The organism is Nocardia sp. CA-119907 (assembly GCF_050955995.1).
In the GTDB taxonomy this organism is placed as follows: domain Bacteria; phylum Actinomycetota; class Actinomycetes; order Mycobacteriales; family Mycobacteriaceae; genus Nocardia.
This window is the reverse complement of sequence record NZ_CP192091.1, coordinates 1,685,286-1,703,081: the sequence shown is the minus strand read 5'-3', so window position 1 is coordinate 1,703,081 and position 17,796 is coordinate 1,685,286. Positions and strand designations below refer to the sequence as shown.

General features: G+C 66.0%; 16 protein-coding genes. 6 read left to right on the top strand and 10 right to left on the bottom strand.

All coding sequences use genetic code 11. The annotated features are described in order from the left end of the window. Window positions 1-18 precede the first annotated feature (18 nt). Both ACQP2D_RS07810 and ACQP2D_RS07805 read right to left on the bottom strand, forming a co-directional pair. A complete protein-coding gene (locus tag ACQP2D_RS07810; protein WP_433683036.1) occupies window positions 19-600 on the bottom strand; it encodes a TerD family protein in 582 nt (193 codons plus the stop codon). 79 nt (window positions 601-679) lie between these two features. After that, window positions 680-2,035: a cytochrome P450 gene (locus ACQP2D_RS07805; protein WP_433683035.1), complete on the bottom strand. Its 1,356-nt coding sequence runs from the start codon at window positions 2,033-2,035 to the stop codon at window positions 680-682. 214 nt (window positions 2,036-2,249) lie between these two features. On the opposite strand from ACQP2D_RS07805, the gene ACQP2D_RS07800 reads away from it, so the two are divergent. After that, window positions 2,250-2,585 (top strand): sporulation protein, encoded by a 336-nt coding sequence (locus ACQP2D_RS07800; protein WP_433683034.1) that lies wholly within the window; start codon window positions 2,250-2,252, stop codon window positions 2,583-2,585. A gap of 521 nt (window positions 2,586-3,106) precedes the next feature. Here the strand turns inward: ACQP2D_RS07800 and ACQP2D_RS07795 are convergent. The 4 genes from ACQP2D_RS07795 to ACQP2D_RS07780 all read right to left on the bottom strand — a co-directional run bounded on the left by ACQP2D_RS07795 (window position 3,107) and on the right by ACQP2D_RS07780 (window position 8,443). Then, entirely contained in the window at window positions 3,107-3,535 is a 429-nt protein-coding gene (locus ACQP2D_RS07795; RefSeq protein WP_433683033.1) for a DMP19 family protein, read from the bottom strand. Between the two features lie 118 nt (window positions 3,536-3,653). Continuing rightward, window positions 3,654-4,829 carry an elongation factor Tu gene (gene tuf, locus ACQP2D_RS07790; protein WP_433683032.1) on the bottom strand — a complete coding sequence of 392 codons (1,176 nt, stop codon included), beginning with the start codon at window positions 4,827-4,829 and terminating at the stop codon, window positions 3,654-3,656. Between the two features lie 294 nt (window positions 4,830-5,123). Next, window positions 5,124-6,995: a protein kinase domain-containing protein gene (locus ACQP2D_RS07785; protein WP_433683031.1), complete on the bottom strand. Its 1,872-nt coding sequence runs from the start codon at window positions 6,993-6,995 to the stop codon at window positions 5,124-5,126. A 173-nt stretch (window positions 6,996-7,168) separates the two neighbouring features. Next, a complete protein-coding gene (locus ACQP2D_RS07780) occupies window positions 7,169-8,443 on the bottom strand; it encodes a protein kinase domain-containing protein (RefSeq protein ID WP_433683030.1) in 1,275 nt (424 codons plus the stop codon). A gap of 165 nt (window positions 8,444-8,608) precedes the next feature. Here ACQP2D_RS07780 and ACQP2D_RS07775 point away from each other — a divergent pair, with 165 nt between their 5' ends. The 4 genes from ACQP2D_RS07775 to ACQP2D_RS07760 all read left to right on the top strand — a co-directional run bounded on the left by ACQP2D_RS07775 (window position 8,609) and on the right by ACQP2D_RS07760 (window position 13,148). Next, entirely contained in the window at window positions 8,609-9,379 is a 771-nt protein-coding gene (locus tag ACQP2D_RS07775) for a deoxyribonuclease IV (RefSeq protein WP_433683029.1), read from the top strand. Between the two features lie 267 nt (window positions 9,380-9,646). Then, window positions 9,647-10,576 (top strand): TauD/TfdA dioxygenase family protein, encoded by a 930-nt coding sequence (locus ACQP2D_RS07770; RefSeq protein WP_433683028.1) that lies wholly within the window; start codon window positions 9,647-9,649, stop codon window positions 10,574-10,576. 169 nt (window positions 10,577-10,745) lie between these two features. Continuing rightward, complete coding sequence (locus ACQP2D_RS07765; RefSeq protein ID WP_433683027.1) at window positions 10,746-11,954, top strand: CaiB/BaiF CoA transferase family protein; 1,209 nt, start codon at window positions 10,746-10,748, stop codon at window positions 11,952-11,954. A 222-nt stretch (window positions 11,955-12,176) separates the two neighbouring features. Beyond that, entirely contained in the window at window positions 12,177-13,148 is a 972-nt protein-coding gene (locus tag ACQP2D_RS07760; RefSeq protein ID WP_433683026.1) for a hydroxymethylglutaryl-CoA lyase, read from the top strand. A 135-nt stretch (window positions 13,149-13,283) separates the two neighbouring features. Here the strand turns inward: ACQP2D_RS07760 and ACQP2D_RS07755 are convergent, their stop codons facing one another. Together ACQP2D_RS07755 and ACQP2D_RS07750 are read right to left on the bottom strand one after the other, a co-directional pair. Then, window positions 13,284-14,135 carry a GNAT family N-acetyltransferase gene (locus ACQP2D_RS07755; RefSeq protein WP_433683025.1) on the bottom strand — a complete coding sequence of 284 codons (852 nt, stop codon included), beginning with the start codon at window positions 14,133-14,135 and terminating at the stop codon, window positions 13,284-13,286. Between the two features lie 76 nt (window positions 14,136-14,211). Next, entirely contained in the window at window positions 14,212-14,562 is a 351-nt protein-coding gene (locus tag ACQP2D_RS07750; protein ID WP_433683024.1) for a hypothetical protein, read from the bottom strand. A gap of 226 nt (window positions 14,563-14,788) precedes the next feature. Between ACQP2D_RS07750 and ACQP2D_RS07745 the strand changes: the two genes are divergently transcribed. Then, complete coding sequence (locus ACQP2D_RS07745; RefSeq protein ID WP_433683023.1) at window positions 14,789-15,253, top strand: hypothetical protein; 465 nt, start codon at window positions 14,789-14,791, stop codon at window positions 15,251-15,253. Window positions 15,254-15,307: 54 nt separating this feature from the next. Here the strand turns inward: ACQP2D_RS07745 and ACQP2D_RS07740 are convergent, their stop codons facing one another. Continuing rightward, window positions 15,308-16,435 carry an acyl-CoA dehydrogenase family protein gene (locus tag ACQP2D_RS07740; protein WP_433683022.1) on the bottom strand — a complete coding sequence of 376 codons (1,128 nt, stop codon included), beginning with the start codon at window positions 16,433-16,435 and terminating at the stop codon, window positions 15,308-15,310. 9 nt (window positions 16,436-16,444) lie between these two features. Continuing rightward, on the bottom strand, window positions 16,445-17,614 hold the full coding sequence (locus ACQP2D_RS07735) for an acyl-CoA dehydrogenase family protein (protein WP_433683021.1): 1,170 nt from the start codon (window positions 17,612-17,614) through the stop codon (window positions 16,445-16,447). Between the last annotated feature and the right edge of the window lie 182 nt (window positions 17,615-17,796).

Below are 17,796 nucleotides of genomic sequence, written 5' to 3'. Positions count from 1 at the left end.
CCGGCCCGCGCCGCGTGCCTAGGCCATGGCGAAGTGCAACAGGGCCTGCTTATCGCCCTGCTTGATCTTGCCCTTGCGATTGAGCACCTCGAGCTGCCAGCTCCCACCGTTGCGGAACGCCTTGGCCACCGCATTGGCATTATCCGTGCCCAGTAGCGACGGCCAGATATCGGCCACCTGCTGGGCGCTGCCGCCGGTCGCGTCGTAGACCTTGAAACTGATGTTGTTGGCCTTCTCGAAAGAGCTGCCCTTTTTGAATGCCGCGGCCACGAAAATGATCGCGTCGATGGCCTCGGGCACATTCGCGAAGGTGACGTGCACCGATTCGTCGTCGCCGGAGGCGGCGCCGGTCTGTTCGTCGCCGGTGTGCTGGACCGAGCCGTTCCCCAGCGGGTCGAGGGAGTCGAGACCTGCGAAACGCACCGGCTCCGAGCCCTGCATGAGAATGGCGATCAGATCCAGATCCACACCGCGCTTGCGGCGCAGCATCCCGAGCGCGCCGCCGCTGGTGCCCCCCGACGGGTCCCAGCTCACCCCGACCGTCAGTTTGGTGATGCCGTTGAGATCCGCGGCGCCATCTTCCTTTTTGAGCGTGATCATGTCTTCACCCTACAAGTGCATCCGGAACACCAAGGGGCGCAGAATTTTTCCGCTCACGCTCGCGTAACTGATGGTTCTTCTAGACCTTTCGCCGCCTGCGATAGCGGACCGCGCACGGCTGCTGCAGCTGCACGACCATCTTGCTGTGATCATTGCGGTAGCTGTCGGATGGTTGGGCCATCTCGAATTCCCAGTCCCGCAGCAGTATCGAGAATATGGCCTTGAGCTGCATGAGCGCGAATGCCGCTCCGACACATCGATGCCGCCCGGCGCCGAACGGAATCCAGGTCCAGCGGTTGACGATATCTTCCTGATTCGGGTCGATATAGCGCTCGGGATCGAAGTGGTCCGGGTTCGGGAAGTCCTCCGGGATCCGGTTGGAGATGGCCGGAGTCGCCGCGACGAGATCGCCCGGCTCGATGCGATGTCCGCACACCTCGAATTCGCCCTGGGCCACCCGCATCAGAATGATCAGCGGCGGATGCAGTCGCAGCGTCTCCTTGACCACCGCCTCCAGATTCGGAATCCGGCGCAGCGCACCGAAACTGATATCGGAACCGTCGGCGTAGAGCTCATCTAGTTCGTCGACGACGCGGCGCAATTCCTCGGGATGCCTGAGCAATTCGATCACCGACCAGGCCGCGGTACCGGAGGTGGTGTGATGGCCTGCGAACATCATCGAGATGAACATCCCGGTGATCTCACTGGCGCTGAACCGCGGCCGGCCCTGCTCGTCCTTGATCGAGATCAGGATGTCGAGCATGTCCCGATCTTCCTTGTTCGCGGGCGGATTCGCGGCGCGGCCGTCCATGATGCCCTGCACCAGTTCGACCAGTTCGTGGCGGGCCTCGTCGCGGCGGCGGAAGCTTTCGATCGGCGCGTACGGGTCCACATAGGCCAGTGCGTCGGTGCCGCGCTCCAGATCGTGGTAGAGGTGCGCGAAGCGCTCGTCGAGTTCATCGCGAAAACGCTTGCCGATCAAGCAGGCCGAGGAAGTGTAGATGGTCAGCTCGGCGAAGAAGTCGAGCAGGTCGATCTCGCCCTCGTCACCCCAGACCGCCAGCATCCGCTCGACCTCGTGCCCGATGGTGGCCGCATGTCCGCGCATCTGTTCGGCCCGCAGCGCCTGGTTGTGCAGCATCTCCTTGCGCCGCTCCGGACTCGCGTCGAACACCACGCCCGCACCGAAGATCGGCTTCATGAACGGGTAGGCCGCCGCCTGATCGAGATCCTCGTCCCCGGACCGGAAGAAGAATTCATTGGCCTCCGCACCGGACAGCAGGATCACATGCTTTCCCGCGAGATCGAATGCCCCGACATCCCCGCATTCCGCCCGCACCCGCCGCATCAGTGCCAGCGGATCGACCCGAAATTCATCGAGATGCCCATGCTCGTGATCGCCTCCGGACACCCGCACCGGCTTGACCAGGGTCATTGGAAATCCTCCTGGGATAGCTGTCCACACATGTGATGGACACGTGTCTGGACAGTACTACGAGTCGGTGCGACCAGGCAAGGACACCTTGCGTGCCGTTCTACCCATCACCCCGGGTCCATCGGCCCTCCACTCATCCAGTGACACCGGTCGACACTGGAGTGCGGACCGACAGATCGGCCATTGGGATCGACAGCATCACGGAGGCAATGCCATGAACGTCACCGACGTCCTCGCTACCGCGAAAGATTCGATGACGGCGAAGCGAGTATTCGCCGACCCTGTCGAACGCGACGGCACAACCGTGATCGCAGCAGCCGCGATCATCGGTGGCAGTGGCGGCGGAGTCGGCACCAATGAAGAAGGCCAGGAAGGATCCGGCGGCGGCTTCGGAATGGGCGCCAAACCGGTCGGCGCCTATGTCATCAAAGACGGCAAGGTGCACTGGCAGCCCGCAATCGATATCAACCGATTGATCACAGTGGTCGGCGTCGTCGCGGTAACCGCCCTCCTCGTCGGCGCCCGCATCGCGAAACTCCAGGCACAGTAATCCGATCTCCGCCCGCCCCAACCCACCGCTCGATGCCACGACCCGCCCTACGCCCACCCACTCGCTGGGCATTCACCACGGCCCGCACCTGAGCAACCCCAGCGACGCACTGATAGCCAAACGAATTGGACTTCCGCACAAGCATTGGTGACCTCGCAGACGGCATAGCCTCTGCGAAATACACACTGCCTCTGCGGCAGCGGGATTCGGCATCATGGTCTGCCGCCGACGGGAACGAAGCCGGCCACACGGCGATGGGTAGCGATCCTCAGCGGATTCGTCGCGACGTCAACACAACCGGCCTCGTGAGCACTTGTCATCACAGCACCATGGAGAGCACCTGCCCCCCAGTCGCGGCCAGCGTGATGCGCTTGGCAGGCAAGCGAATGGAGTTGCCGCACACGCAGTTATGACCTCGCAGACGATATACCTATTGCGAAATGCACACTGCCTATGCGGCAGTGGCTGCGGAGTCTGAACGTGGTGCCTGGCGGCGTGTGCGGGTGGGCGAACCGAGGGGGCTAGAGTCGGGAATCCGCATCGTCGAGGAATTCGGCGATCTCGTCGTCGAAGCTGGTGTCGCTACGGAGATACTCGACGCTGAGTAGTGTCAGGTCTTGGCCGATCTTGGTTGGCGTGGTGAAGTCGGCCATGAATTGGTTGTAGTCCACCAAGTCCTCGGCACAGCGGGTTACCGCGCGTACATAAAAGGACAGTGCGACCGGCGCACCCACCGCGCGCAGCATGCCGTCGCATTGCTCCAATCGCTCACGTCCCCAGTTGTAGATCAGCTGGCCGAAGCCACCGTTCTTCACCTGGTAGTCGAAGTCCGCAGCCAGGACGGCGAGGTAAACCAGGTCACGTGTTGATTCGTCGAGATCCTCGGCATGGTCGATGAGTTGCGCCGCCCGCTGGCCCAGGTGTTGGAGCCGTTCGTTGTACACGCTCACGCCGGACAGCCTAATGACGCGGAGAGCCAGCTGATCCCATCGACGGGAAGTGACCAAAAGGCGGCGCGCGACACCAGCGAGTGGGGCGCCGGGCGGTTACCCAGCGCCCCACCTTGGGCTAGCCGACGGTCAGGACGGTGCCTGCGCCGACTGTCCGACCGCCTTCGCGGATCGCGAACCCGAGGTCCGGCTCCAGCGGAACCGGGCGGCCCAATTCGACTGTCAGGTCGATGGTTTCGCCGGGGCGGGCGACCGCGATGTCGTCGGGCAACGTGACATTGCCGACGACATCACCGGTGCGCACGTAGAACTGCGGACGGTAGCCGGTGCTGATCGGGGTGCGCCGACCACCCTCCGCCGTACCGAGCAGGTATACCCGCGCCGTGAACCGGCTGTGTACCGCAATGCTGTCCGGCGCCGCCGCGACCTGACCGCGACGCACCTGACCGCGCTGCACGCCGCGCAGCAGCAATGCGACATTGTCGCCCGCCTCCGCGAACTCCATTGTCCGGCCGAAGGTTTCGACGCCGGTGACAACGCAGGCCAGGTCCTCGCCGCCGAACAGCTGCACCCGATCGCCGAGCCGGATCCGACCACGCTCCACCGCACCGGTGATGACCGTGCCCCGACCGGTAATGGTCAGGACGTTCTCCACCGGCAGCAGGAACGGCGCGTCGGTGTACCGGACCGGTGTCGGCACGTGGGTGTCCACGGCGTCCAGCAGGTCGAGCAGCGCGGCGGTCCACCGCGAATCCCCTTCCAGCGCACGCAGCCCCGAGACCCGCACGACCGGCAGCTCGTCCCCCGGATACCCCTGGGCGCTGAGCAGCTCACGCACCTCCAACTCGATCAGGTCGAGCAGTTCCGGATCACCCGCATCGGCCTTGTTCAGCGCCACCACGATGTGCTGCACCCCGACCTGACGCGCGAGCAGCACATGCTCGGCCGTCTGCGGCATCACGCCATCCTGCGCCGAGACCACCAGAATGGCCCCGTCGAGCTGGGACGCGCCGGTGATCATATTCTTCACGAAGTCGGCGTGCCCCGGCATATCGATATGCGCGTAATGCCTTGTGGCGGTTTCGTATTCGACGTGCGCGATATTGATGGTTATCCCGCGCAGCGCCTCCTCCGGCGCCCGGTCGATCCGCTCGAACGGCACGAAGCTGCCGCCACCGCGCTCGGCGAGCACCTTGGTAATGGCGGCGGTCAATGTGGTCTTCCCGTGATCGACATGACCCATGGTGCCGATATTGAGATGCGGCTTGGTCCGCACATACGTCTTCTTGGACATGACTTTCCCTGACTAGGAATGATTTCCGGCGACACACCGGGGGACCTCTCTGAGACGGGCCACCTTCCCCGTCAGAGGTCCCGGGACATCCCGGGGAAGGTCAGCTTCGGGCGCCGTCGAAGTGCGCCGCAGTCACTGCTGCGGACGTTGCCAGGGCAGCCGCCATCGCGCCCGCGACCGCGGACTCCAGAGCGATGGTGTGGCCGAACATGTGGTGCACTGTACGGGCCGAAAAGACCCGGGCGCGAGCGATTTTTCGCTCGCGCCCGGTTCGGCGGTGTCAGTGCGACGGCATCAGTTCAGCGGAGCCGAACGCCACCAGCGCAGCACCTTGTCCTGTGCACCCGCCAAACCATCTGCGTACATCAGGAATTGGGCGCGCTTGCTGTCACCGGTGAAGGCGGTGACGATCTTCGGACCGTCATTGACGAATTTGTAGTTGGTGTAGGACTTTCCGCCATTGGTATCGGTCGACTTGGTGGCGTCCGAGGGCAGATTGCTCAATACCTTCTGCACATCGGAGGCGTTCTTGTAGACGTAGATGGTGTAGAACGGGTCGTCGTTGTCGCCGCCGCCGTAGCAATCCCACTGCGCGGCCCAGGCCCCGAAGTCCGGGGTGCCCGGGGTGGGCAGGGTCAGATCGCCGGTCTTGTGGGCATTGCATTTCGCGCCGTTGTAGCCGACCGAATCCGAATCGCTGGCGGGCACCATGCGCGGGAACTCTTTGCTGATCGAGGCCGCCGTGGCGTCGACCGAGCCGCCGCCACCACTGGACGAGGAAGACGAGGTGGTACTGCCACCGCCACTGGTCGTCGACGAACCACCTTTGGACACCACGCCGATGATCGCGAGCACGATCACCAGGAGCACGACCAGACCGACGCACAACGCCACGATGAGCCCGACATTCGACTTACGCGGCGGTTGGACCGGGCGAGCTCCGCCCATCGGCGGACGGGGCGCACCGGGCGGCGTCGCGAAACCGAGCGGCTGCTGGTTGTGCGGCTGCTGGTTGTAGGGATTGCTCGGATGCGATTGCTGCTGCGTCGGCGCGGTCTGCACCGGCTGCGGGCGCTGGGCGCCCTGCGCGGGATTGACGGTCGTCGGCGCCAACTGCTGTGGCTGCATGGTGTGCGGGCCGCTTGTCTGCGGGTACGGGCCGCTGGTCTGTGGGTAGGGCCCGGCGGTCTGCGGGTACGGCCCGTTCGTCACCAGTGGGGTACCGGTCATGGGCATCGGCTGCCCGGTGACCGGCCGTGGCGCACCCGTCACCGGAATCGCCGGTCCGGTACCCGGACGCGGGCCGCCGACCACCGGCATCGCCGGGGCGCTCGGGTTGGCGAATGCCTGCTTGGCCGCCAGCGCGAACTCCGAGCAGGAGGCGAAGCGGTCATCGGGCCGCTTGGCCATGGCCTTCGCCAGTACCGCGTCCAGTTGGTACGGCAGGCCGGGACGGACACTGCTCAATGCCGGGGGCGTGCCCTGCAAATGCCCCTGGATCACCGCCGCAGGATTGGTCGCCGCAAACGGACCGGACCCGGTGAACAGCCAGAACAGCGAGCACGCCAGCGAATACTGGTCCGAGCGGTGATCCAGCGAAGCGCCGGTCAGTTGTTCGGGCGAGGCATAGGCGAGGGTGGCGGTGAAGGTGCCGGTCTGGGTGAGATGCCCGGTGTCGTCGCGCAGGCGCGCGATGCCGAAGTCGGTCAGATAGACCCGCTCACCGCGCCCACCGCCGGAGCGGGCCAGCAGGATATTCGCGGGTTTCACATCGCGGTGCAGCACGCCCATGCCGTGCGCGTAGTCGAGCGCGTCCGCGGTCTCCTTGACGATCTGCACCGCGCGCTCCGGCGGCAGCGACTTCGGATCGACCGATGCGGCGTCGATGCCATCGATGTACTGCATCGAGATCCACAGCTGCTCGTCCTCGAGGCCGCGGTCGTAGACGGTGACGATATTCGGGTGATCGAGCTGCGCGACCAGATCCGCCTCCCGCTCGAACCGCGCCCGCACCTCCTTATCGAAGAACATCTCCCGATTCAGCAGCTTCAGCGCCGTCATCCTCGGCAGTCGCGGATGCTTCGCCAGGTACACCGAACCCATGCCACCGCGGCCCAATTGCCGATCGATGACATAACCGGCGAATACCTCACCGCTGGCCAGCATGTCTGCTCCACTTCCCGCCGCGCACCGGGACCCACCGATGCACAGGCGTACAGCATAAGAATGCGCGATCAGGACCACCTGACCACGGAAAACATCGAAACCTTAGCAGGATTCGCTTAAGCCCTGGTTATCGTCGACTTATAGATATCGCATGCGATGCCGATAACGCACTGCTAGGGCGGAGGCCGCGGTGTGGGGCCCGGCGGGGTCCGCCCGGGGCGACGCGGGATGTCGGGTAGCGCGATGGTATTGGGTCGCACCGACCGTCGCGGCGGCAGTGGCAGCCGCGGCTGAGGGGGCCTCGGCGACTCGGGCGCGCCGCGGTTGGTCGGCTCCGTCGGCCGGGCACTTCGGCTGCTCCCGACTCGCTCAGAAGTGTTGGGGGGCACCGGGTTTCTAGACCGCACCGAGTCTCCGGACGACCCAGCGTTTTCAGACGACCCCGCGTTTCCAGACGGCACCGCGCTTCCAGACGACCCCGCGCTTCCAGGCGGCACCGGATTACGCGGCGGACCGGTATGGTGCGGCGGTTCGGTGCCAGTACGCGAATCGTGGCCTGATGGTGGGCGATACGGACCGCGCTGCCCGTTCCCGTTCTGTGTATGCGGGTGCGGCCCGAACGACACCAACGACCGCCGAGCCGCCACGGCGAATTCGGTACAGCTGCCGAACCGGTCCGCGGGCTGTTTGGCCATGGCCCGCCCCAGCACCGCGTCCAACCCGGGCGGCACATCGGGGCGATATCGGCGCAGCGACGGTATCGCCCCGTACAGATGTCCGTTGATGACGGCCATGGGATTCGCCCCGTGGAACGGCCCGACCCCGGTCAGCATCCAGAACAGCGAGCAGGCCAGTGAGTACTGATCGGCCAGATAGTCCGGCGTCCCGGTCAGCTGCTCCGGCGCCGCGTAGGCCAGGGTGGCGGTAATGGTTCCTGGCGAGCTCAGCGTGGACTCGGTGCCGCGCATGCCCGCAATGCCGAAATCGGTGAGCAGCACCCGTTCCGGCTGCCCGATCGGCGCCTTGGCCAGCAGGATATTGGCCGGTTTCACATCGCGGTGCAGCACCCCGTTGGCGTGTGCGAAATCCAGGGCGGCCGCGGTATCGGCGATGATCTGCACCGCGCGACCCGGCGCGAGCACATTGACATCCGCGCAGGAGGCATCGGCACCCGGCACGAATTGCATCGAGATCCAGAGTTGTTGATCCTCGGCGCCGCGGTCGTAGACGGTGACGATATTCGGATGGTCGAGGGTGGCGACCAGATCGGCCTCCCGCTCGAAACGGCGCCGGATCTCGGCATCGGTATACAGTTCGCGCTTCAGCAGTTTCAGCGCGGTCAAACGCGGCAGGCGTGGATGCTGGGCCAGGTATACGGTGCCCATACCGCCCTGGCCGAGTACACGTTTGATGGTGTAGCCAGCGAAAACGTCGCCAGTTCGCAGCACAGTGGATTCACCCCCCATATTCGGGTCGAGCACCTGGATCCTACCGATGTATCTGTTCGAGTGGCCCCTGCGCAACATGTTCGTTGCCGTCCGCTGCAGGCCTTCGACGGGCCTTTGACCGCCGTGTCGGAGACGTTGTCGGTGGCAGTCGATAGGCTCGGCCCCATGCGCATTGGAGCACACGTCCGGCTCGACAGCGATCCGATCGGCTTCGGTGAAAAACTCGGCGCCGATGTCATCCAGCTGTTCGTCGTCGACCCGCAGAGCTGGGACAAGCCGACCCCGCATCCGCGGACCGAGGAGATCCTCGCCAGTCCGATCGATGTGGTGGTGCACTCGTCCTATCAGATCAATGTGGCCAGCCTGAACAACCGCCTGCGCATGCCATCGCGCAACGCGGTCGCGCAGCAGGCCGAGGCTGCCGCCGATCTCGGCGCGTTCGGCCTGGTCGTGCACGGTGGACATGTCCGCTCGGACAGCGAACTGGACACCGGAATCGACAACTGGCGCAAGCTGTTCGAACGCCAGCAGGACAAGGGCGGCTTCGCGGTGCCGATCCTGATCGAGAACACCGCGGGCGGCAATCACGCCATGGCCCGGCATTTCGATTCGATCGCCCGGCTCTGGGACGCGGTCGGCGATTTCGGCGCTGGCTTCTGCCTCGACACCTGCCATGCCTGGGCGGGCGGTGAGGATCTGGTCGGCGTCGTCGAGCGGATCAAGGCCATCACCGGCCGCATCGACCTGGTGCACCTGAATTCCTCACGCGACGAGTTCAATTCCGGCGCGGACCGGCACGCCAACTTCGCCGACGGCACCATCGATCCACAACTGCTCGCAGAGGTATGCCGCACCGCGGACGCTCCGATCATCCTGGAGACCCCCGCCGAGGGCGTCGCCGATGACCTGGCCTACCTGCGAGAGCACGTCGGCTGATTCCGTCCTCGGCCCCGGCCGGGCCGTCCGATGGGCTGAACAGACCGGCGGGTAGTCGGGCAGAGCGGGTAGACCGGCACCAGCAACTCGGACCGTGGGCCGGGCGGCGGGAACGACAGCGCAGAAACGTCGGTGCGATGGCGCAATGAGCCGGGCGTGGGGTCGGTACCGTTGGGATCACCGCGACGAAAACCCTGGTTGGCGTGCCTATTTCGGTGGTGTGCTCAATCGCGCATCAACCGATTTCAACCAGCGAAGGTGATCCCTATGACGGTCGAATACGCCCAATCCACCGCCACCGTGACCAAACTCGGCGCTCGTATCGGTGCCCAGGTCGACAATGTCCGACTCGGTGGCGATCTGGACGCGGCCACCGTCGAGGTGATCCGGCGCGCCCTTGTCGAGCACAAGGTCATCTTCTTCCGCGGGCAGGACCATCTGACCGAGGACGGGCAGTACGAGTTCGCGCAGCTGCTCGGCACCCCGACGACACCGCACCCGACGGTCACCTCGCACGGCGTCAAGAGCCTGGCCATCGACTCCGAATACGGCCGGGCCAATAGCTGGCATACCGACGTCACCTTCGTCGACCGGATCCCGAAGGCCTCCATCCTGCGCGCGGTCACGCTGCCGTCCTACGGTGGATCCACCACCTGGGCATCCACCGTCGCCGCATACGAGTCGCTGCCCGAGCCGCTCAAGCGCCTGGCCGAGAGCCTGCGAGCCGTGCACACCAATATCTACGACTACGCCGCCACCAATGTCGACCGCAGCACCCCGAACACCGAGGCCTACCGCGCCGAGTTCCAGTCCGACTTCTACGAGACCGAACATCCGGTGGTGCGGGTGCACCCGGAGACCGGCGAGCGGGCCCTGCTGGTCGGACACTTCGTCAAGCATTTCGTCGGCGTCTCCACCAGCGAGTCCCAGGCCCTGTTCCGCCTGTTCCAGGACCGGGTGACCCGGCTGGAGAACACCACCCGCTGGAACTGGCAGCCCGGTGACGTCGCCATCTGGGACAACCGCGCCACCCAGCACTACGCCATCGACGACTACGACAACCAGCCACGCAAGCTGACCCGGATCACCCTCGCCGGCGATATCCCGGTCGGTGTCGACGGCATCAAGAGCACGGTGCGCCACGGCAATGCCGAGCACTACTCGATCATCGAGGAAGTCTCGCCGCTCGCATCGTGACGGCGACCGCACGGCTGCCGCAGTCCTGCCGATTGTGCTGCGGCAGTTGAGGGGCCGTGCGGTCCACATACCGGGCGGTGGCCGAGCACGAGGTCGGGCCGCTGCCGGGCTGGCCCCTTCGACCGACCTGCAGGCAGTCGCCAGCGGCGCCATAGTACAGACTGAACCCATGAGCATCAGCCCGCTGGACGGGGTTCGCGTCCTGGAACTCGGCAATTACATCGCCGCGCCGACCGCTGGTCGCATCCTCGGCGATTTCGGTGCCGAGGTGATCAAAGTGGAGCGGCCGAAGGCCGGAGACGAGCTGCGCAATTGGCGGCTCTACGGCGGCGATACCTCGATGCTGTACCGCACCATCAACCGGAACAAGAAGTCGATCACGCTGGATCTGCGCACCGAGGCGGGCCGCGGCATCGTGCTGGACCTGCTGCGGCACTGCGACGTGCTGCTGGAGAACTTCCGTCCGGGCATGCTCGAGAAGTGGGGTCTCGGCCCCGAGGTGCTCAATGAGGTCAATCCGGATCTGGTGATCACCCGGATCTCCGCCTACGGGCAAACCGGGCCGCTGGCCGCACGCCCCGGTTTCGCCGCGGTCGCGGAGGCCGTTGGCGGTCTGCGGGAACTCGTCGGCGATCCGGATCGGCCGCCGGTACGGGTCGGTGTATCCATCGGCGATTCGATCGCGGGGATCTACGCGGCCTTCGGGACGGTCATGGCGCTGTTCCAGCGCGAGCGTACGACCGCATCGATTCCGCTCGGTGAACGCGTTATCGATGTGGCTTTGAACGAGGCGATTCTGTCGGTGATGGAATCGCTGGTCCCCGACTATCTCGCGTACGGCATCAACCGCGAGCGCGTCGGCGGCCGGATGGAGGGCATCGCACCGAGCAATGCCTACCCGACCAGTGACGGCGCGAGCATCATTATCGGCGGCAACGGTGACGCCATCTTCCAGCGCTATATGGAGGTGATCGGCCGCCCGGACCTGGCCGCCGATCCGGAGCTGCAGGACAATGCCGGACGCTGGCGCAACCGCGAGCGGCTCGACGCGGGCATCGCCGAATGGACGGCGCGGCACACCCGCGACGAGGCGCTGAAGATCCTGGAGGCGGCGGCCATCCCCTGCGGCCCCATCTACACCGCCGCCGATATCGTCGCCGACGAGCAGTACCGGGCGCGCAATATGATTCAGCCGTTCCCGGTGGATGTCGGTGCGCCGCAGCCGAAGACGGTCGGCTTCCCCGGCATCGTGCCGGTGATCGGCGAGAAGTCGCTGCCCATTCGCACTGTCGGCCCGGATCTGGGTGCGCACACTCGCGAGGTGCTTTCGGAACTGCTCGGCATGAGCGAGGCCGATATCGACGGGCTGGAGGCGTGATGCGCGCCGGTATCGAGGCGGTGGAGGCGGCATGACGCGACGGGTTTACGGCAGACGTCGGCCGCCGGGGCGCAACGCGCGCGAAATTTCTGCGCCCGGCCACGCGCGCCCGACGATCCACCCCACCCCGGCCAGCAACGAAAAGCCGTGCGGTGGCGTGATGTGCGTCCCACCCCATGTGCGTCAGGCGCCGCCGGTTCGGGATGCGCAGGAGGAAGAGTGATGAGCTCCGCAACGCGCAGCGATTCGACGAGGGGCGATGATCGCGCGACGGGCGGGCCCGACTCCATCCTGCGCGATGTGACGCTGCGCGACGGATTGCAGCTGACCGGAAAGGTGCTGCCGGTCGAGCGCAAGGTGGAGATCGTGCGCCGCCTGCTCGCCCTCGGCGTGCCCGCGTTGGAGATCGGCTCGATGGCCCGCGCCGATCTGGTGCCGCCGATGGCCAACACCATGGAGCTCATTGCCGCACTGACTCCGGAGGAGCTGCAACGCTGTTGGGTCTGGGTGGCGACGCCGCGCCATATCGAGAAGGCCGCCGCCGCCGGCGTGCGCAACTTCCAATACTGCTTCTCCGCCTCGGACGCGCACAATAAGGCCAATATCGGCCGCAGCACCGAGGACAGCGTCGCCGCCATGCCGGACGCGGTCCGCCTGGCCGAGGCGGCGGGCGGCGAAATCCAACTCTGCCTCGCCACCAGCTTCACCTGCCCGTTCGACGGCCCCGTCGACCCGGAGCGCGTCCTGGCCATCGCCAACGACCCGCGCACCGAGGGCGCCACCGATATCGTCATCGCCGACACCCTCGGCCAAGCCCACCCGACCCAGGTATCGGCACTGATCTCGGCCGTACGCGACCGAACGCCGCACCGCCGCATCGTCTTCCACGGTCACGACACCTGGGGCATGGGCGTCGCGAACACCCTCGCCGCCCTGCAGGCCGGTGCCACCATGGTGGACGGCTCCCTCGGCGGCCTCGGCGGCTGCCCCTTCGCCCCCGGCGCCAGCGGCAACACCTCCACCGAGGACATCCTCTTCGCCACCCGCCCCACTTGGTTCACCCCACCCGTCCTGGCCGAACTGGTCACCCTCACCGAAGCCCTACTCACCGAACTGGGCGAACCCAACCGCTCCCGCACCGCCGAAGGCGCCCGCTCCAAAGCCCCCGCCTTCGAATGGGTCATCACCCGGTAACCAGTGCCGCTGCACACGCAATGTGAATGCCGCACAAGCTATATACGCTCTGTGAGGTCTCCAATGCTTGTGCGGCACCAAGTGGCGATCAGTCGTGGCAGAGGGAGTTGGCCAGAGCCGACGGCGCGGACCGCTTTACCGCTCGGTGGGGGGCGGGGTGAACTGGTAGTGGCGGAAATCGCGGACGGGCTCGAAACCGATGGCGCGGTAGATCTTGTTCGAGGTGGGGTTGGCGAGATCGGCGAACAGGCAGACGTTCAGCCCCTGCCAGCGCAGGGTGCGGGCCACATGGGCGGTGAGGATGCTGGCGTAGCCGTGTCCGCGCTCCTCGGGCGGGGTGTAGACCGGGCCGATCCTGGACCACCCGAAAACCGGAATCTGATGCGCGGCAAGGGAGACGGGACGGCCGTCGCGTTCCCACAGCCACCAGCGTCCGGTCGCGATCCGGTTCCGGACGGCGATGGCGTTCAGGGTCGGCGATGGCATCCCGGATTCCACCCGCATGGCCTCGGTCCAGCCGACGCACAGCGCCACATCGGATTCGGTTGCACGCCGGGGTGTTCCGGCGGTCTCGGGGAAACTCAGTTCGGCGAGCCGGTAGAGGCGGGTGGAATACGCCTCGACGAAATCCACGCCGTGTCGGCACCCCCAGCGCTGGGCGAATTCGGTGGCATCGTCGATCGCACCTTCGACCCCACCCACATCGCGCGCGACCTCGGCCATCGCATCGGCAACGGCCGCAACACTTCCCGCGGGCAACTCACCGAGATACACCCCGCGTCCGGCCGCGCGCATGGCGGCGCCGATCACCGCCGCCTCGTCATCGTGCACGGACAGGAACCGCGACCGTTCGGCATCGGCCTGCATGCCGGCGAGGTGATTGGCGATGGCCGTGGTGATCACCGTGTGCCGCAGTGGATCACGCAGCAGCAAGGCCTCGGTGACCGCCCGGTACCGCGCGGCATCGGCGGTGATCTCGATCCTCATACCGAAACACGCTAGAGCCCGAAAGCCCTGCCCGCTCGCGATTTTCCCACGCCAGCGCGCCGCGGCGACGTCCGCTTCAGCCGGTTCGACTCGCTCCGTCGGCGCGCAGCTTGAGCAGGACCAATCCGGCGGTGCACGCGAGAATCAGTCCGGCGACGGTGATTTCGACATGCAGTCCGGCGATGCCGAGTACTGCTCCGACGATGCCGCCGACGAAAATCAGCCAGGCCGCTATTCGCGACAGGAGCGCGGACAACGTGCGTTCTGGCGGGTTCGACACGACTTGCTGCGAGTTTTCCGTGGCCGCCGATTCGTCGGCCGCGCCGGAGGCTCGCAACGGAGTTGTCGAGTAAGCTCCCATCATCAACTCCTCGATGACGCCGATCAGAGTATTGCCCTCGCGCAAATTGCACCGCGCGTCTCTCATCTAGGTACTGGCGTCTCACGCGTAACTTTGATCACACACGCTACGGCCACGGGACGTGGTTCGACTACGACACGTGCCCGCGACACGCCGAAGAGATCAATTCGATATCTGAATTAACGATGTTTAATATGCGCTGGCGTCGCATGTGCCCAGCGTCTTCTCATCTGGCCGGGGCGACCGGCCTCGATTATTGTGAGCCCCACTCGAACTACGAGGAGTGTCACCGATGGAGAGCAGCAGGGCCAAGATCGCGGGTCCGGCGATCGCCGTGGGCGCGGTCTCTCTCGGGCTCGTACTTATCGGCGCCTGCGGGCTCGGTAAGCACGATACCTACGTCGCACCCCCACCGATCAAATCCGCGAACGACGCGGCCCCGGTCGTGCGCGCCGGTACCACCTCGGCGGTGCCGAAGGTGTACATCCCGCCGTCGCCGAGCTGGCAGGTCGCGCCGCCCGGACCGCCGCGCAAGCCGGTCGGATTCACCGATCCCTCGACCTCACCCGAGTTGACGCCTCGGTCGTCGCAGACCTCCTCCGCGCCAACCGGTTCGCCGCCGATCGCCACAACCGAATTCGAGTCGGCGCCGACCATCACCCAGCGTCCGGCCGTCGTCGAGCCGGCCGAAGAGCCGCCGACCACGACGCGCCGCCCGGCGACCGCCCCGGGTTTGTACGGCGACTCCGACGGATAAGCGAAACGGCGGCGCATGCAACCGCATACGCCGCCGTTCGGAGTTACCGCGCTTCTACAGCTCCGGCAGGTCGTAATCACCGACCCTGGCGCTGAGCACGCGCAGATGCTCGAGCCCACCGCCGAGCGTGCGCTCGATCGCGGTGAGGCGGGCGACGTAGTGGCTCACCGGATACTCCGCGGTCACACCGATACCGCCGTGCATCTGGATCGCCTCCTGGCCGATGTGCCGAGCCGAGCGGCCCACCTGCAGCCGCGCCCGCGACGCGACCACTGGATCGTTGGCGCCGTCGGCGAGTGCGGCGTTGGCGTAGAGGCTCATGCTGCGCGCCAGTTCCAGCGAGACGTACATATTCGCCGCCCGCTGGGTCAGCGTCTGGAACTTCGACAGCGTGACGCCGAACTGCTTGCGCGTCTTCAGGTAGTCCGTCGTCAGCCGCAGCGCCTCCTCCATCGCACCGATGGACTCCGCACAGAGCGCGGCCTGCGCATAGCCGATGGCCACCTGCACCGCCTCGGCGGCGTCGATAGTGTCACCGAGCAATTCGCCTGGGGCCTTGTCGAATGCGATCTGCGCACCGCGCTGACCGTCGACCGTCCGAAACGGCTTGCGCTGCACACCGGCGGCATCCGGACCGACCAGGAACAGCCCGGTGCCGCCACTGGGCAGCACCGCGCTGACCACCAGTTCATCGGCGCTGTCACCGTGCGGAACCGGATTCTTCAGACCCGTCAGCACCCACGAATCCCCCTGCTGCACAGCGGTGGTCGTGAGTTCGGTGGACGGCCAACGGATGCCGGGTTCGGCATGCGCGAATGCCAGCAGCTTGGTGCCGCCGGCGACCTCGGGCAGAATCCGCTGCCGCTGTTCGGCACTGCCGACCTGCGCGACCAGGCCACCCGGCACCAGCACCGCGTCCACCAGCGGCTCCGGTGCGAGCCGACGCCCGATCTCCTCGAGTACGACCATCGTCTCCACCGGACCGGCGCCCATGCCGCCGTCCTCTTCGGTGAAGCTCAGGCCGAGCACGCCGAGTTCGGCCAGCTGGTTCCAGACATCGCGGCTCCAGCCGAGTTCGGTGTCGGTGACCTTCAGGCGGGTCTCGGGATCATAGTTGCGGGCCAGCAGGTCGCGAACCGTGTCGCGCAGCATGACCTGTTCATCGGTGAGTTCGAAATCCATGGCGGTGCCTCACAATCCGAGGATCGTGGAGGCGATGATGGTGCGCTGCACCTCGCTGGAGCCTCCGTAGATGGTGGTCTTGCGGTAGTTCAGGTAGCTGGGGCCGCTGCGCTGCGCCCAACCGGGCGAGGCGATGTCGGCGGCATCGACCGGGAGAGCGTCCGGGCCAGCGATATCGAGTAGCAGTTCGGTGGCGGCCTGCTGGAGTTCGGAACCGCGCAGCTTGAGCACCGACGAGGCCGGATTCGGCTTACCGTCCGAGGAATTCGAGACCACGCGCAGCTGGGTGAGTTCCAGTGCGAGCAGTTCGTTCTCCAGTTCCGCGAACCGGGCGGCGAACAGCGGATCCTCGAGCAGCGTGCCGGCCCCCGACTTGGTCTGGCGCGCATACTCCTTGGCGACACCGAGTTTGACCTTGGTGCGGCCGACACCGGTGATGCCGGTGCGCTCGTTGCCGAGCAGGAACTTGGCGTAGGTCCAGCCCTGGTTCTCCTCGCCGACCAGCTGATCGGCGGGCACCCGCACATTCTCGAAGAAGACCTCGTTGACCTCGTAACCGCCGTCGATGAGCTTGATCGGGCGGATCGTGACACCGGGAGACTTCACGTCGAACAGCAGGAAGGAGATGCCCGCCTGCTTCTTCGCGCTCGGATCGGTGCGGACCAGGCAGAAGATCCAGTCGGCGTACTGACCGAGCGTGGTCCAGATCTTCTGGCCGTTGACGATGTAGGAGTCACCGTCGCGCACCGCGGTGGTGCGCAGCGAGGCCAGATCGGATCCGGCGTCGGGTTCGGAGAAGCCCTGGCACCACCAGATATCCAGCGCGGCCGTCGGCGGCAGGAAGCGTTCCTTGATCTCCTGCGAACCGAAATGAGCGATCACCGGGCCGACCATCTGGGCATTGAACGTCAGCGGCTCGGGCACCGAGGCCAGCTGCATCTCGTCCTGCCAGATGTGGCGCTGAATCGGCGTCCAGTCCTTCCCGCCCCACTCGACCGGCCAGTTCGGCACGGCCAGACCGTGGTCGTTGAGGATTTTGTGTGCCGTGACGATGTCCTCGCGAGTCAGCTCGTGACCGTATTTGACGCGGTCACGGATGTCGGCGGGAATCTCGGTCCGGTAGAAGTTCCGCAGTTCGTCGCGGAAGCTCACCTCGTCGGGCGTCAGACTTAGTTTCATACACATCTCCCGGTGTGTCTCGTACATCCGCGTCAAACCTACCCCCCGGTAATCTCGCACTGCCGAGTGGGTCACAGAGGTAGGTCGCGCAGGTACCGCCACCGTGTCGCGATTCGGCCGGCGGCCAGCCCCGGGGATCGCGACTCCTTGGGCGGCGGTAGCGGCGAACTGGTACGTTGCTG